Below are 15,922 nucleotides of genomic sequence, written 5' to 3'. Positions count from 1 at the left end.
GCAATAACGTGCACAAAAACCTCTTTCCCTAGGGCGTTACCTCTCCATTGTCGCCATATAAACATCGGCAAAACGCTCTGACCACGATATTTCATCATGTAATGCTCCGCTGATTAACGGGCAGGAAACATCAGAATGTCCTGCCTTTTTCAGGCTGCTGCACATGGCTTGCATACCTTCAATCAGCATTTCTGGTTCTGGTGCATAAGCTAAACGCTCTTGAGTTCCCATATCCATATAAATCCGGGCCGGGTAGTTAATAGGATCAGAGTTCTGCTCGATATAAGTGCGTAATTCATAGCCGTGCATAGGATCGTCTTGTGCGACAACCGAAAAAGCCATGAGTTTAGAAAAGCGCTCTTTCAGACGAGTGCCTACGTACAGGGTCATATATCCTCCCATAGAACTACCTGCCAAAGCGGTAGTTTCCCGGCTGATATTCACCCGATAATTATTCTCTATATAGGGCATGACGACACCAGCAATAAAATCACTGGTCTCTTCGCCAAGAGGATCGATATGCCCAGTACCAGGAAGATCCCATTCCCAGGCCGTATATTCACGATAGCGTGCTTTTTTATATTCCCCATTAACTTCAGGGTTCTGTTCGGTGTCATCATTTTTATTCGGAGAATCTATGCCGACCACAATGGCCCCTTTGGTTTTTCCTTCACTGACGAGCTTTTCAAGCGTTTCGTCAATCTGCCACTCCATGCCATATCCGGCGGTAATTTCATCAAAAAGATTCTGCCCATCAAACATATAGAGCACAGGGTAAGACTCATTATTCTGATCATAACCTGCAGGAAGATAGATTCTGACGGTACGTTGCGCTGTAGTGAGTTGCGGGGTGCTAAACACCTGAGTTTCAACCTTACTTACCAATGTTGAGGGTTTTTCTTTTACTCCACCCTCTAGGTCTTTCCATTTTTTTATCGAGAAATGCAGAGTATTATTTTTACCATCAAAAATAACGCGGCGATTATGAATGGCGTATCCATTTTCATCCAATTCTTCTGAATCCCAACTACCACGCGTAAACTTGAACTGGTGTACGTCGCCAATTTTGTTAAATGGCACGTCAATTTTATATTGGCACTGTTCGCCGCCTGGTTGTAAAGGGAGCGGCGGTTTTTTTTCAAGATCGCTGAGATCATTGCCCCCGTTCCAGCCATTCATGGTTCCTGCCAGATAGATACTTTCTCCTTCTGCAGTGCCGGTCGGTATATTATCCACGCAAAACGTCACTGTATTAGGGGGGGCGACAGATGCTGGTAAAGGCTCACTTTTATTATCACAGGCGGTTATTATAAAAGGTGCTAAAAGTAAGGCATAACTGTACTTTGAAATGTTTATATTCATCCGCTCTCTCTTTACTTTCTTCTGGCAGTAATATTCATAGGCTCTAATATCGCGAGTTGCAGACAGAGTATAGGCAGCTCGAATATAATAGTGCACTTATGTGTTATTGGCTTAGCTCAGCACTATATATTAATCGCGGTAGAAAAGAATGTGACTAGCATGCAACGCCAAAAAAATAGCATTTCATGCCAGTTTGCTGGAGTGTGATCTCTCTCAACTTATAAACACTGTGGGGAATATCCAACGCCATTGTTATCGAGTATCAGTTTAGCCCCGCCAACCTGGTGGAAATGGAATATCAGAGGCAAGTGGGTGTCTGGATAATCTATTATCCCCTGCCATTCCCAAGCCCCGGAGTGTTGGCGGCCATGCAGTGGCAGAGGAGGGGCATTGTCGTGGCAAACCACATTAACGCGGGACCACTCATCGCGGCTGAAGAGACGAACCAGTACGGAGTTTTTCCCTTCAGCGCCCACGACCCTGATCAACTGATGGCAAACTGCGGGTTGCGAGCCTAACAGCACAGGACCATCGAGACAGTAATCATGGCCCCGGTCGTTATCAATATGGGTCTTTCCGCCGACTTGATATTTAATATGAAAGCGAAATGGCGCATGTACAGGCAGATTTGAGGTTGACCATAACTCAAGCTCCTTACTTAATGCACGCTCAAAGGTGGCGCTATAAGGTCGCCATAGCCCATCCTTATCTTCACCCACGACGGTAACGGACTTGACGAACGACAGGTTGCGCAAGGCAATCCAGATTCTGGCTCCATCACAGTGATACGGTGCCTTACGCCTTTCCTGACGGATCGCATAGTAGAGACTGACTGCGGGCAACTCATCATCATGGCGGGATGTAGACTCATAGTATTGTTGGCGATATTGTCCGGGGGACATGGAAAACCATTTGCGAAATGCTCGTTGAAAGCTCGGTGTATCTCTGTAACCTAATTGCTGCCCTACCTGCTGGGTGGTGAAGTGTTTAACAGAAAGTAAGCTAATTGCATTATTGCGACGGACCTCCTCCAACAGTTGGTTATAGCTGGTCCCCAGCGTTCGAAACTTGCGCTGGAGCGTGCGTGGCGGCGTCCTGTGCAAGGCGGCCAATTCACTCAATTGAGGGGGCGTCGGCAAGGCTTGCGTGAGCTGTTGCTTGACTTGCTCCAGCAGTCCTTGTGGTTGAGATCCCTGCTGGGACAGGTGATGCAGGAGTTTGCTCAGTATGTCGTTAAGGTGGGATTGCGGGTTTTGTTGCTGTTTAGTGCCCACATGGAGGGTGGGGTGGATGGCATAATGAGATGGAAGCAGCCTGAAGTGCAGTGGTATCGTTGTTTTTTGGGACTGAGGCCAGGCCAATCTCCATTCCAGAGAAGGATAGATACGGCTCAGGCTCAAATACCAGATTTGTAGTAGCCACCAGAGCGGTGTCAAGTTAGCTGACTGGCTAAGGGCCTTGAAGGTGATACTGAAACTGAGCCCCGACTCCTGCCACACGGGATACCACCCCAGATTGAGAAGGCGTAGGCTTTCACACCACTTCTGCAAGGAGATATTATTGTTCTTCGATGATGCAGCCGCGCTTTCTACCAGACGCAGCAGATCTTCACAACGCCACATCGAATCCCCGAGTTTGAGTACTTCCTGCCCGGTTGCGTTGGTCAATTGTTGTAAAAGCCAGTGCCACGCGACTTCGAATTCATCCATGAGGTTTTGCCTGAATGTTTAGAGTAAATGTGTCGGGTGCAGGCTTATTATTTTTCAGGAGATCGGCATGTGATAGCGGATGTTGGTGTCCCCGACTGGAATCGAACTTTAATTATAATTTATTGTTTTTGTTTGTTTTTATTTGGTTCGTTAAAAATAATACCTCGTTTGGTACCTCGTAATGGTTTTGCTGGCATTTGGCGGACATTTCAGATGGAGATCGAAGACTTGCACGGATCACCTCACTGGTGTTGTTATAACGCCCGCTTTGTATCCGCTTGCGCAAAGTAAGGAATGAGAGCGATGTTGGTGGGCATGGTGGTTCCTCTTTGATGATTACGATTAGTTAGTAATAGTTATTGTTCCAATATTGTCCAATATTATCGTGATGCCAGCATCCCCGGATAATGTTTGGCGATGATGTCGTTCATCTTATCCATCAGTTCTGGTTTTTGGAACGTTAGATGTGCTGATCCCTTCATGAAATATTTAATTGAAAAGTACTCATCTTCATAAACCTCCGCCTTTAGTCGGTGAGCACTGATATGTTCATACAGCCGAGCGGTGACATCAGCCCGGTTATCCGGGATCGCCTTACCCTCCAGCAGGAACAACATCCTCTCCAAATCCGCCAATTGATCCCGCCTATAGCTGTGGTTCAACGTAAATCCCCATTGGTTGTAACTCACCAAACTGTTGACGATCACCTTCTTACCAAATTTGCAGGGATGGTTGCTTTTGTAATCCCAGGACAGCGACTTGAAGACATTGATCACTCCCCGTTCAAATACCTCGCCTTTATCCCGGTGCAACTGCTCGAATGTGCCGTAGATACTTTCTTCACTGATAGCGGGTAAGTCCTTGCTCTCCAGATTTCTATACCACTGGTCACGCGCCTTGGCGTCCATGATCGACAGCATTCCTGATTTTTTCATCAGATCTTGCCATATGTCGCGATCAAGATTGCGGGTGATCACCCGCATGGCCGTTTCTGCTTTTTCCATCAACCAGCAACCGCAGCGGAAGTCTTGTTTCATTGCCCAGTCTCTTGCCACTCCGCCGCCAATGCTGTTGGTGATGGCCGATATATCCTCAATCTGCTGAATAAGGGCTTCAATCTGCGTCAGCGCGGCGTTACGCCCGGTGACGATGCGTTCAATGCTGGTGGAACAAATGAGTTCAGTATTACCCGTTAATACTTCGGGTTTGGTAATGATGAGGTGTTCTGACATGGTTTTCGTCCTTTAACAGAAAAGCAAAACGCCAGTCGGTAAAGGCTGGCGCTGATATGAGTGAGCGTTGAATACGGGTCAGGTTGATGTTTCGTTTTGCAACAGCCCGAGATGGCGAAGATCCCAAACCGCGTTCCGTGCCTGCTGAACCAGGGGCAGCAAAGTGGCAGAATCGGTTTTATTCTCGTCGTTATCGAAAAGGAGTGACGAGCCGCAATCAATATTGTCTTGCAGCCAGTCAATGAGGATGTCCAGCCCCTGTTCAGTGGTTAACGCCATGGTCATGAGTGCGCACCAATAGAGGGAGGTAACGTCTGATAAACCGCCAGATAGACATGCCCAAAACTGCCCAACGTATCAGCCTCGCAGGTAAAACCGGCATGCTGCACAATAACGCAATGCTGACGGCGTTGGTCGAGTTCACCGGAGCGCAAGCAGGCTTCCAACTGTTCAATCAGCATAGGGAAAGCGGCATCCAGCGTTTTAAGCGCATCAGGATCAAATGTACCGACAAAACCGGCACGGTCAGCCAGAAAATGCAGGTGATTACCCTGCTGGACCAATCTGGCCCCCAGGCGCGGCGTGATATCTCGTTGCAGGCCCCATAGGGGGGACGGTGTGCTGTCTGCGTAGTTAGCGGTATCGGGACCGGGTTCTTTCATTGTCGAATCTCCTTAAAAAGCATAACGCCAGCGGTCGAGGCTGGCGTTATGGCGGGTCACTGAGGTTAATGTGGGATAATCAGGCCAGGCGTCGAATCACCGGGCTGCGTAGTCCCAGCGCACTGCGGGCGCGTAACATATCGCCACCGTTCAGGGTGGGATCTTGTGCCATCAGACTGAAACCGGGGCGATCAATGCGTACCAGATCAAATTTCTCCACCAGTTCATTGATGGTTTCCCGTACCGTGACACCGTGCTCAATCTGTTGGGCAATAGCCTGGTCGTCGTGATACGGCGTGTCGTTAAGCTCCAGGCCATAACAGTGGCCCAACAGCCAGGTGAGCAACTGCTGGTATTCGACCAAGGCTTGACGGGCATTCGCGGTCATCGGTGCGGCTGTGTTGATCATCGTCATAGTGAATTAACCTCAACAAAGGGGAGAAACCGGTAACTGACAGTGGTGGGTCAACCAGTGAGCGACCTTTCGCCAGTGCTTCACGGGGATATCAGATTCAATCGTCCAGGTGTTCGGGCACTGCGTATTGGCCAGTAACAGCGTGGCCATCACCAGCCACTGGTAGGGATAGCCTCGCGTATCGCAGCGGATCAGGGCATAGGGGGTCTGGTGCTGGTAGAGGATGAACGGATCGCCTGCCTGATGGGTAATCCGCTCACCGTTAAAACCGAGCATGCCCAATCCCACCAGGTTGTTGTCGAACAGGTACAAACGGTTGCCGGTGTGTTCACAGATCACCGGTGCGGTGGTTAATCCCAATGTGTCGGGTTGCCAATTCAGTTTCAGATACGCGGTGGTGATCGCCTGGCATAAGGCTTGCCAGTCCTGCGATGTTACGTTGCCATGTTGCAGAAAATGAAAGACGCCAGGCACGGGTGATGCGCTCGTGTTCATGAGTCAATGTCCTTGTAAAATAGTGGGGTAATGCGAAGGTGGAACGTGGGGGGGGGCGAGTATTACCAGTCGAAGGTGGTAAAGTCGGGCAAGACCTCACCCAAGGCATCAATATGCAGGTAGCTCAGTTGATGGCGTTTCATCAGCGTGGTGACCAGATATCGGCAGGTTTTGGACAGCCCCAGCCGTTTGAGGTGCAACACCGGGTGGGTCCACGCATCCAATCTCAGCAGATAGCCGGTGCCTGAGAAAGAGATCCACTCACCGTCGCTGAACTCATCCTGACAGTGGGAGATTCGATACAGCACCGCATTATCATCCTCGCTGATATGGGCCGAACTGCATTGCAGACCAAAACGTAAAAGCGGCGTTTTTACCATTATTGACTTCCTTCCTTTATTACGCCCCGTTGCGGATAACGGCGTTGGTGATGTGCCAAGACTTTCTCACGCCATTCCGGGCTGATGACCGGGGCCATTGTCAGGTAGCTTTTTGGGCAGGAGTAATAAAAAGGCTGTACCGATTCATCCACCGCTTTATAGCCCCAACTGCCGCCTGAACCCTCCATCAGGATGCAATGAATGACCGTTTGGGCGACTTTTGTCGGATCTTTGGGGGTACTCTGGACAACCGACCACAGGACATTACCCCGCAGTGCATGCGCCAGCGTCACGTGTTGATAGTTTTCGGTGTCGTCGTTTTGGATCAGTGCCGCGATCAGCTCACGACGGGTGCGGTGTGAAAATAACCAGCCCATAGACAATGTTTCCTTGAAAATGAGGGGGATAGTGGGATAAGTTGCGATTAGCCAGGCAACCAGCCGCGTTCAGCGAATGACGTGATATTCAGACCACCCACAATCAGATGGTCCAAGACTTTCACATCAACTAGCGCCAGTGCGTTGATCAGTCTTTCGGTGATTTGTCGATCGGCCTGACTGGGCTCAGTTTCCCCGGACGGATGATTGTGCGCCAGAATGACAGCGGCTGCGTTATGGTGCAGCGCGGCCTTCACGACTTCACGGGGATGGACTTCCGTGCTTCTGATACTGCCGGTGAACAAGGTTTCGCTTGCCAGCAATCGGTGCTGATTGTCGAGATACAGCACGATAAACACTTCACGCTCCTGCCCGGCAAGCTGTAACCGTAACCAGTCGCGTGCGGTGCTGGTGGAGGTGAACACTGCCCCTGGTTCGCGCAGGTGTTTTTCCAGCAATGACAGTGCGCGTTTGACCGTGCGCTGTGCCGTTAACGGCAGTGCGGTTGACGCCAATAATGTTGAAGAATGCATGTTGGTGTTCTCAGTCAATCAGGGCAAAAATGGCGCGGCTATCAGGATGGTGCAGCGCGTATTCCCGCAGGCGGTAGAAATGGTCGGTCATCGCCTCGCTTTCGGTGCGGCAGGCGTGGTGACTGTAGGCCATCAGGCAGGCGGTGATCCCCGCAGCCTCAGTATTCATTTCAGCACCGTTACCGTTCAGGGTATTGAACAGCCGCCATTTTTTATCGGTATCGTCATCAGCGTCTGGAGCGATAAAGGCCCCGCCGTTGCTGAGCGTATAAAATTCCCACTGCCCACCGTGATAATCGGCACACAGACGTTCCATCCAGCCAAAGACGTGAGCCTCCAGAGTGAGCCATTGCGGTATGCTGCCAAAGTGCAGTGGCCAGAAACGAGGGCGCTGATTACCAGGCACCAGAGTGGCGCTCAACGTTGTTGAATGAGAGGGAGGCGCAGACAGTTCAAAATGCATGTTCATGAAAAATACCTTATTAATGAGATAAATAAGCCGGATGGGCTCTGTCGGAAAACCGGCAGAGCCGTCTGGAGGTGATGTCATAAAAGTCAGTGAGTACTTACGGGGTTGGGTTATTGCGACAGTGTGAAGATCAATTGCAGTTCGGTGCAGGCTTGGGCATAGCCATCAGTATCAAAGCTGGCAGGCCAATGCCCCTTTACCTCGACGAATCGGCACAGGCTGCGTTCACCCGGTCGATAGCAAAGATGGCTGCACCACGCGCATAAATCGTCATCGGATATCGAGCGGCTGCCAGGTTCGTTGTCCAGTGGTACCGGATATGGGTCCGCTTGCCGGGCGTTGGCGGGAACACGCTGCATCAGGCTATTGCCTGCTTAAGCTGCTCAGCCATTACCCATAACGCCCGATTCAGTTTGATATCGCCATCAATGCCACTGATGGCGCGGGTTTGTGCTCGCTTACCTTTGGCACTGCGACCTGCCAATCCCCCTTTGGTGAGGTTTTCCTGTATCCTTTGGAACGTCGTCCACAAGTCGTCTTTCTTGTCTTCCCAGCGCCGGGGCATCAGGATTTGGCTTTCGGTCACCGGATGGTGGTCTTCGCCGTAACGGTAGGTCAGTGCGGCGTGCGCCAATGCGTGCTGATGTTCCGGTGTCAGTGTTAACGCCAGCATGCTTTCGCGGCTTTCTTCTATCCGGTCAAATATCCCCAACACCTCGTAGGCCCCTTCAATGACCTTTTCAACCGCATTCCCCTGGTGTGGCACACGAATTTCGCCAAAACTCTGGCCGCAGACCAGGCCATTACTGCAAATTTGGCGAAACCAACCGGGTAGCATTTGATAGCTCGACGAGCCATCGTGGCTATTTAACAGAATGATTTCCTGGACTTCTTTCTGGGTGATTTGCCCTGAACGACGCAGCCGCAGCATATGCTTGGTATGTTCACGTTTATCCAGGTCGCGCACGCGGGTCTGGCAGGCGAAGAACGGCTCAAAACCTTCTTCGCGCAACCGATCCAGCAAGGTGATGGTCGGGATGTAGGCGTAGCGGGCACTGCGGGATTGATGTTTGTCGTCACCCAATACGCTGGGCACGTACTGGGCCAGTTCATCAACGGTCAGGGGGCGGTCGCGGCGAACGGAATTCACCCGACCAAAACGGGAGGCTAATCGCATGGTTTGTTTCCTTGAGTAAGGGACATAAAAGCAGACAGGCCACGCTTCCCGAAGGAAGCATGGCCTGTCTGTTAGGGGCAGTGTTATCTGCCCTGATGAGGTGGGGAGAACTTATTCCTGCTCTGACGCTGCTGTTGGCTCGGGTTTACCGTGGATTATCTGGTGCTTGGCCAGCGCCTCCGGCATCGCATTGATGCAGTAGTTGATGTAATAAATATTGAAGAAAAGTGTCCAGGCCAGGTTCATTTTGAGTTCGAAACGAAACTGTGTCAGCGCATAGTGTTGCAGTGCGCTTCTGGCCTTGAACGCCCAGACGGCATACAACACGGCGGCAGCCAGAGAGAGCAGAAAGACCAGAATGGCCAGGGTTTCGTAGGAGGAGTTATAACGGTAGTCATCATACACGGGTTGGGCCATGGGTCGCAGCACGGCGGCTATTCCAAAGCATACCGCCATCCAGATAACCAATGCGCGGGAGGAGAACCGCTGCCCAGTTTCCTGCATCAGGGTATCCTGATGTTTATACAGCCACAGCAGCGGGTAAATGCCCCCGGTGGCGAATGTCAGCAGCGCAAGATGCCAGGTAGAGGTGTTTATTTTCTCTTTTAATGATGAAACTGACGGTGTACTCATGATTTCCTTTCCTTGTGGTTAATCAACAGGGGTTATTGCATGGGTGAATTAATAGAGAAGATAGTCGCCCATCTTTTCGTTATCGAAATGGTCATTTTTGGGCAGGTGTTCGGTGTTGAGTGACAGGGGCGTCGTGCATTCGTGTGACGCGATGAGATTGCCGTTGTTATAGGCCCGGACGCCCTGAAACTCCTGTCGTCCGTTATCCGTGCTCAACAGCACATAATCGTAGGTGCCTTTATTGAACCGGATATAGTGGGCGGTGCCCATGCCAAACGGCGCGAAATAATGAAAGGCTTTGACGCCGAACAGGCCTTCGACCAGTTCCAGCTCTGGCCGGTCATTTTTATCCCTGTAGGTGTAGTGGTAATCTCGCCCTTCAGTGGCATACACGCTCACCGATTTTCCGTTATCCAGCATACAGAAGGCATTGATGGTGCGGTCTTCTGGTGATGGAGGTGGAGGCGGCGCTGTGACGGGGGCAGCAGGAGAAGGTCGGTCCTTGTTGATGCTGTAACCCACAGTACCGTCAGGGGTAATTTCAACATCCACATCCGACGTGATGCCGGTAGCCGGGTTGAAGGTGGTGTAACGCAGCATGCGCATCATCTGACCGTTTCTCTCTTGATCTGGACGGTGTATCTCTTCCCACGCCATGTCACTCAGGTTGGTGCCGGGGTGGGAGAGAAGATAGGTGGATTGAGCACGCTCCAGCGCCTGCTGATAAATCTCCGGGGTCAGTTCGACCGGGGACGGGGGCGGGGTGGGTTTCTCTGCAGCCACGTGAGCCTGAGGTAGGTGGCTCTGCTGTTGTGTGGTCTTCAGGCTCTGTTGGAGATCAGCCAGGGTCAGGCGCGGCAGGTATTGGGGGCACACGCTGGCAAAATTACCTCTGTAGAAGCGGGCTGTCTGGCCTTCAAGGGCGACCTTGGCACCGAATGTCCCGGTAAACTCTGCTGCCGCTTTTACCGACAGCGCGGCCAAGGCTGCTTTCTCCTTGACCGCCATTTTAAACGTGCCGACCGTGGTGATGTTTCGGTTGTGCGTTGCGTCATTGCACACCATCATCGCCGCGTAACGGTTTCCATTGATTTCTATCTCCGTGAAGCGAGAGCCCAGAATATCCAGATTGCTGGGGCATCCCGGCTCCAACTCCATGAACGCGATCCGGTCACGCTGGATCGCCGCCATCACGGTATTCTCGCTGCTGATAGCCCGGCAGGCACCGTCTTTGGCTTCCCATTGGGTCGAGAAAAAATCACAGGCGGTCAACGACAGCGCAAGGGCGGTGACACCCACCAGGGAGCGGAGTTTTAACATGATTCAATTCCTTGAGGTTTAACGTCCCAGATACTCGACAGTGGTGTTCACAACACGACCATCGTCATTGATGTAAACCGTTACGCTGTCGTAGGTGTGGAAAGGGGCGTTGTAGACGGTATATTGGATAACACGCACATGCTGACCCTGGTGCTGGCTATCGGGTAGCTGTCTCACCGAGCCCCAATCGGCGGATGCCGCATCGTCGGCATCGCCGATATTCTTAAGGTAAGCCTGTTTGGCGGCAGCCAATACACGTTGCCTATCGGCATCAGTGAGTGTGGCTATGCCGTGGCTCTCTGCGGCCTGGTGGTGCTTCATCGCTGTATTGGCTGTGATATCGTCAGGTCGTTTCGCCCAACCTCCAGCAGGATCTCCGCCAGCGGGCTGCATCGGGCCGCTTCGTGGACCGCTGTCAGGCAGTTTACTGGTCTCGCCTTTGTTGGGCATGGCACCCGCCATCCGACTCTTCTTGTGCCATTGCCCATTGGCCAGTTTCTCGTAACCCATACTTTCCATGGCGGTATCCTGGGCCTTCTGCGGGTCAAAATCGGCAACTTTCTTATCAATAATGGCGGCACAGGTTTTTGCAAAGTCAGAGGTATCAATGTCAAACCGCGCACCAAATGTCGATATCTGTACACTGTCACTCTCTTTCAGGGTGGCGATAACGGCGGCAATATCCTTCGTGGCCTGTATGATCTGTATCGCACGGTACTGCGTCTGGTCTATGCAAGACACGCTGGAGGGATAGCGCGTTTGATTGAATACCACGTTACTGCTGGCCATCAGGATCTCACCTCGCCCATTGCAGTTGGGCTTCTGCTCGATGATCCCTAGGGTGCCGGGCTTGATGCGCACCGTAAACTGACCATCCTGACTTTGGGTATGACAAAAACCGTCAGCAATCTGCCAGTGACCGGCATGGGCTGTGAGGGATGAGGCCAGTATTGCGGTTGCAAGAGGTATCGTATTGATGTTCATATTTCTCTCCATGGGGTATATCCCTGGTTGGGGCTGCACTATCGCGTGTTGAATGTACGGAGTACGTCGCTGATTAAGGGGAAATGCGGTAGTGCAGCAATAAATCCCTCGCCAGCGGTCAGGTAGCTGATGTCCTCGCGGCGCGTAAAGGGACGTGTGGTGAGGGAAACGGTACTGATAAGGGTCAGGGCGAATACACGGATTTCTCCCAACCTGCATGCAACCAGATACCACTCTTCACTAAAATGGATCAGCCGATAAGGCTCTAGGTTTTCGTGGCGACACCCTTCTACCAGTATCGTGATATGGACTTGCTGGCAGATGGCCTTGACCAGCCGGGTAAAGAACTCCGGTAAGGCAACGTGGGATTTCAGCGGAGCATGCCAGATAAGACAAGGCGAGGTTATCGACTCATCGGTGAGCAGATTCATCAACTGTTTGCTCTGTACCGGCATGATGCGTGCGATCCCGGTATTGCGGATAAAGGAGAATGCTCCTGGCGAATGATCCCGAAGCGGGTTTTCGCCCAGTCGGTAATGTCCCCCCTGATGGTGAATATCCAGGTGGGCCAGACGTTGATGAAAGTCGCGTTGCAGGGTTCGGGCTGAAACACCAAACTCGTCAGACAGCCCTTTCAGCGAGAGCGATTCACCTGCCATCAGTCGGCTGATAATCACAGACAACCTCACCGCCAGCCGATCATGGCGGGGATCATGCTCTTTCATGTTGCAGATCTCTCCAAAGGTAAGAAATACAAGGGTATTTCAGGCGGTTATTATGCCGGAGGGGGTTGACACGTTATGTCGCCACAAGAAAGCGAAAGGGCAAAAAGTGATAAAAAAGTTCCTGGTGGGCAACCCACTGTGTCATAAGGGGTTTTATCAGTTATCACCCTGGTGCTCAGCGTGTGTGCGACACAGCCTGACGCGACGCTGGAAAATTTAGCCAAACAACCGGTCCCACAGACGTATCGCCAGCCGCACCAGTTTTCGCCGCAACCGCCTCAATAACACCGTGAGATTTGAAGGCAGGGAAAGCGGGTCAATCACGGTGTCAAACACCTTGCCTGCGGCTTCCCCAAAGTTTTGACGTACTGCCGTTTCGCTGTCTGCACTGAGGTTCTTGGGGTTGAGATGCGGATAGACGGCACTGCTGGCTTGCACCGGCAACGCGTGAACCATCAATGTCACCCAGGCGGGCAGGTTGTAACCGGTGCGGGCAGAGACGGCCATCACCGGAAATGAAGACGGGAGTTGGCTGGCGATTTGTGCCGTCACCACCGCCAATGACACTGACTGTGTGGCAGACGGGAGAGCCAGTGCTTCATTCCATTCATGTGCAGGCGGAATGCGATCTGCCTGGCTGACAACGAACAGAAAACGTGAGGGATCCGCGCCGTGGGCGAGCAAGGCCCGGTAGGTGGTGATATCCACGGCACGGGCGCGTTCATCGGCTCGCAGCACCCAGATAATCAAATCCAGCTCATTCAGTAATTCGCGGTACAGCGCCAGATACTCGGCGTCATATTCCGGGGTTTCACCGACGCCAGGTAAATCAACTAACGTCATGGTGCGATCGCCCACAGTCAAGGTCAGGCGTTGAGGCTCACGGGTGCAGGCGGTTAAATCGCTGGTGAGGCAAACGGGCTGTTGAAACAGGGCATTGCAGAGGCTGGATTTACCCGCGCCACTTTTGCCCATGATGCCAATCACGGGTTCGTAGTGGATCACCTGCTGCAAATGGGCAAGAATGCGGTCGGTAGCGTGTTGAGGTAACAGCGTGAGGCAGGCGCGTAGCGGATCTGCGGAGGCTTGTGGCTCGGGGATGTGTGGCATGGATCACTCCTGTGAAGAAAACGATGCCGAATGCGGGTCATACGGCATTTCACAGAAGTAATATGGGCGTGAAAATAAATGGAGTAATACTGATGAATAAAACAGGAAAGAAGACAGGAAAATGTAAGAGAGATAAGTGTAGCAATCTGCTTTCAGAAATCCCAGAGGCGAACGAAATGCGTATTTGTGATGAGCACTTTAAAATTTATAATGACAATAAGGAGAAGAGAATGGCCCGCTATATAGCTAAAGTGGCTAATTCTAAAATTCCTTTAAAAACCTTAACATCAATGGAAAATCAATTTCTTAGCAGAAAATATCCCATACCAAAAACAACAGAGCAAATATCGAGAGAATGGTTCTCTGAGAGTCGTGTGAGGAAAAGTAATGTTGTCCATATTCTCAAATCAAGAGAGTGGTTAAATACACAATCACTACTCAGAAATAAAAAGCTGTGCCTTTATAATTCAAGTCTATTCGATTATGTGCGAGATGTATGCTTGCTCTATCAATTGAAATTTTACTGTAGTAGGGAGTTTTTAAATCCGAATAACAAATATAGTAAGCACTCAACACCTTTTATTAGCGTAACGACGCCTTGTATCATTTTAAATCTGGAAGTTAGTTTTGCTTTTCAAACAGGTCGGGATATAAATGCTATTGACGAAGATATCATAAGTGTAAGTAGTAAAGATGTTATAATTGTTCCACAAAAAATAAGGAAAATGGTTACCTTAAAAAAAGCACTTTTAAGGAAAAAATATATGGAGTCGACACATTTAGGATTAAGGTTTATGAAAAAATCAAGAAAGAAAAGAAAGGAGAAAAAGCAACCAGGAAACGATAACCTAGGACTCTACTCTCGCTTGAGAGAAGAAAATGATCCAGAACTTGAAGATAAAATGAATCTCCTGTATAGGTCGTTAAATCCTCGCTTACCCCCCTATCAGTATAAGGCTTTTCAGCGATTCCATATTACAGAAGAGTTACCTTTATTCAAGTTATGTCACTCTGAATATCTCAGGATTTATCCGCACGATTGGGTATTTTTCTTCTTTGACGTTAAAGTTGTTTTTAAAGAAAACCCTATTTTTAATGAGCTATTTGCTTTAGTGTCTTTCTATTTTTTAATGTCAGGCGAAGGGATGGAGTTGATAAAAAGATTTTATAAATGGAAAGGTGCTTTATCTAATTGGCAACCATCCATTTATAAGAATGCATTGGCCTTGTTGAATATTTTTGTTTTAAATATATTTTCAATTGATGTGAGAAATAAAAATGAAATTGTGACTCTATATAATAAATTTTTCTCTGGCGATGTCATTTATCTCTGTAATGAAACGAGAAAAATAAAGTCAATAATTTCAAATAATGTGTTTCAATTAAAATAAAACATAATTTTATTTTTATTTATTTTTTTCCTTTTGATATTTAATGGCAAAAAATATCTATGCGAATCCAGATGGTGCAGGCTATGGAGGGGAGGTGGTTTTTCAGCTAAAATGTCCCAGAGTAACCTCTCAATGTAGATCATGTTTGAGCGTATACATTTAGATGTTTGCGTTAAGACGAGTTTTGAGTTTACACAACTAACCTTTTATGTCCACTACAAAGACGCTATGAACGATCCATGAAGGCCACTTCCAACATCCCCTCATAAAGCGTTGCAGAAGGACATATCAAAAGAGTGTGGATGTCAGCCAGTAATTTTTTACATTGAGCAATATGGTATGAGGTAGATGTACGTTACCCCACCAAGGTCAACCTGCATCGATCTCCCAAGGCGAAAATGCCAATATCTTACTGACGGGAGCCAATACCATGACCAACAAAACTGATTCAGCGCCGATTCATGAAATCCATGCTAGTACTGGCGCAACCAGCACCATTCCGTTGCTGAACGACAAAATGGTCGATATGATTTTCATCACAGAATTTACCGGGTTAACAGATAAATGGTTTTACAAGCTGATTAGTGAAGGGCAATTCCCCAAACCCATTAAGCTGGGCCGTAGCTCCAGGTGGCTGCAAAGCGAAGTTGAAAATTGGGTCCAGAGCCGTATTGAGCGCTCAAGGGCGTAGTGAGTTTGAGATGAGTTTTTTTATTATCTTATGAGAACTAACTTGAGAGTAACTGTCTGGTTAAAAGACTGTTCGATTCATCATCTGTAAAGTGTGATAGTGGCCTGAATCTCGATAAACGAATGTCGGTAATAGTAATATACATTATTGTGTATGTTGTTCTATACCCTCCTTATACATCGTTCTATATACTCATTGTTTATAGGTGTCTTGTCTATACTGATGCGAATACGTAAACCTTCTAATGCCATGCTCTG

20 protein-coding genes and 1 pseudogene are annotated in these 15,922 nt (G+C 49.7%); 2 read left to right on the top strand and 19 right to left on the bottom strand.

Going from position 1 to position 15,922, the window contains the following annotated elements; genetic code table 11:
• Window positions 1-36: 36 nt before the first annotated feature.
• The 19 genes and pseudogenes from WG891_RS03460 to WG891_RS03370 form a co-directional block, all read right to left on the bottom strand.
• Entirely contained in the window at window positions 37-1,362 is a 1,326-nt protein-coding gene (locus WG891_RS03460; protein ID WP_337262786.1) for an alpha/beta hydrolase-fold protein, read from the bottom strand.
• A gap of 218 nt (window positions 1,363-1,580) precedes the next feature.
• Window positions 1,581-3,071, bottom strand: a complete 1,491-nt coding sequence (locus WG891_RS03455; RefSeq protein WP_337262785.1) for a helix-turn-helix transcriptional regulator — start codon at window positions 3,069-3,071, stop codon at window positions 1,581-1,583.
• A 208-nt stretch (window positions 3,072-3,279) separates the two neighbouring features.
• Window positions 3,280-3,388 (bottom strand): annotated as a pseudogene (locus tag WG891_RS03450) (type II toxin-antitoxin system ParD family antitoxin); the annotation flags it as partial.
• Between the two features lie 63 nt (window positions 3,389-3,451).
• Complete coding sequence (locus WG891_RS03445) at window positions 3,452-4,303, bottom strand: DUF4942 domain-containing protein (protein WP_337262784.1); 852 nt, start codon at window positions 4,301-4,303, stop codon at window positions 3,452-3,454.
• 78 nt (window positions 4,304-4,381) lie between these two features.
• On the bottom strand, window positions 4,382-4,582 hold the full coding sequence (locus WG891_RS03440; protein ID WP_443006153.1) for a hypothetical protein: 201 nt from the start codon (window positions 4,580-4,582) through the stop codon (window positions 4,382-4,384).
• 2 nt (window positions 4,583-4,584) lie between these two features.
• Window positions 4,585-4,965: a type IV toxin-antitoxin system YeeU family antitoxin gene (locus WG891_RS03435; protein WP_337262782.1), complete on the bottom strand. Its 381-nt coding sequence runs from the start codon at window positions 4,963-4,965 to the stop codon at window positions 4,585-4,587.
• Between the two features lie 79 nt (window positions 4,966-5,044).
• Entirely contained in the window at window positions 5,045-5,380 is a 336-nt protein-coding gene (locus WG891_RS03430; protein ID WP_337262781.1) for a TA system toxin CbtA family protein, read from the bottom strand.
• Between the two features lie 12 nt (window positions 5,381-5,392).
• Entirely contained in the window at window positions 5,393-5,875 is a 483-nt protein-coding gene (locus WG891_RS03425) for a hypothetical protein (protein WP_337262780.1), read from the bottom strand.
• 62 nt (window positions 5,876-5,937) lie between these two features.
• Window positions 5,938-6,255: a DUF5983 family protein gene (locus WG891_RS03420; protein WP_337262779.1), complete on the bottom strand. Its 318-nt coding sequence runs from the start codon at window positions 6,253-6,255 to the stop codon at window positions 5,938-5,940.
• Window positions 6,255-6,632: a hypothetical protein gene (locus WG891_RS03415; RefSeq protein WP_337262778.1), complete on the bottom strand. Its 378-nt coding sequence runs from the start codon at window positions 6,630-6,632 to the stop codon at window positions 6,255-6,257. The genes WG891_RS03420 and WG891_RS03415 overlap by 1 nt, the downstream gene beginning before the upstream one ends.
• Before the next feature lie 47 nt (window positions 6,633-6,679).
• Complete coding sequence (radC, locus tag WG891_RS03410; RefSeq protein WP_337262777.1) at window positions 6,680-7,165, bottom strand: RadC family protein; 486 nt, start codon at window positions 7,163-7,165, stop codon at window positions 6,680-6,682.
• A gap of 10 nt (window positions 7,166-7,175) precedes the next feature.
• A complete protein-coding gene (locus WG891_RS03405; RefSeq protein WP_443006152.1) occupies window positions 7,176-7,628 on the bottom strand; it encodes an antirestriction protein in 453 nt (150 codons plus the stop codon).
• Between the two features lie 116 nt (window positions 7,629-7,744).
• Window positions 7,745-7,993, bottom strand: a complete 249-nt coding sequence (locus tag WG891_RS03400; protein ID WP_337262775.1) for a hypothetical protein — start codon at window positions 7,991-7,993, stop codon at window positions 7,745-7,747.
• Window positions 7,993-8,811, bottom strand: coding sequence for a DUF932 domain-containing protein (locus WG891_RS03395; protein ID WP_337262774.1), 819 nt, complete (start codon window positions 8,809-8,811; stop codon window positions 7,993-7,995). The genes WG891_RS03400 and WG891_RS03395 overlap by 1 nt, the downstream gene beginning before the upstream one ends.
• A 111-nt stretch (window positions 8,812-8,922) precedes the next feature.
• Window positions 8,923-9,444: a DUF4234 domain-containing protein gene (locus tag WG891_RS03390; protein WP_337262773.1), complete on the bottom strand. Its 522-nt coding sequence runs from the start codon at window positions 9,442-9,444 to the stop codon at window positions 8,923-8,925.
• A 48-nt stretch (window positions 9,445-9,492) separates the two neighbouring features.
• On the bottom strand, window positions 9,493-10,764 hold the full coding sequence (locus tag WG891_RS03385; RefSeq protein ID WP_337262772.1) for a hypothetical protein: 1,272 nt from the start codon (window positions 10,762-10,764) through the stop codon (window positions 9,493-9,495).
• An 18-nt stretch (window positions 10,765-10,782) separates the two neighbouring features.
• Window positions 10,783-11,748, bottom strand: coding sequence for a hypothetical protein (locus WG891_RS03380; RefSeq protein WP_337274574.1), 966 nt, complete (start codon window positions 11,746-11,748; stop codon window positions 10,783-10,785).
• Window positions 11,749-11,786: 38 nt separating this feature from the next.
• A complete protein-coding gene (locus WG891_RS03375) occupies window positions 11,787-12,473 on the bottom strand; it encodes a helix-turn-helix transcriptional regulator (RefSeq protein WP_337262770.1) in 687 nt (228 codons plus the stop codon).
• A 216-nt stretch (window positions 12,474-12,689) separates the two neighbouring features.
• A complete protein-coding gene (locus WG891_RS03370) occupies window positions 12,690-13,583 on the bottom strand; it encodes a GTPase family protein (RefSeq protein WP_337262769.1) in 894 nt (297 codons plus the stop codon).
• An 11-nt stretch (window positions 13,584-13,594) separates the two neighbouring features.
• On the opposite strand from WG891_RS03370, the gene WG891_RS03365 reads away from it, so the two are divergent.
• Window positions 13,595-14,974, top strand: a complete 1,380-nt coding sequence (locus tag WG891_RS03365; RefSeq protein WP_337262768.1) for a hypothetical protein — start codon at window positions 13,595-13,597, stop codon at window positions 14,972-14,974.
• Between the two features lie 430 nt (window positions 14,975-15,404).
• On the top strand, window positions 15,405-15,665 hold the full coding sequence (locus tag WG891_RS03360; protein ID WP_337262767.1) for a helix-turn-helix transcriptional regulator: 261 nt from the start codon (window positions 15,405-15,407) through the stop codon (window positions 15,663-15,665).
• Window positions 15,666-15,922: the final 257 nt, after the last annotated feature.

The sequence above is a fragment of the Serratia sp. MMO-28 genome (assembly GCF_037199905.1).
Classification (GTDB): domain Bacteria; phylum Pseudomonadota; class Gammaproteobacteria; order Enterobacterales; family Enterobacteriaceae; genus Chania; species Chania oryzae.
This window is presented reverse-complemented; position numbering and strand designations above follow the sequence as displayed.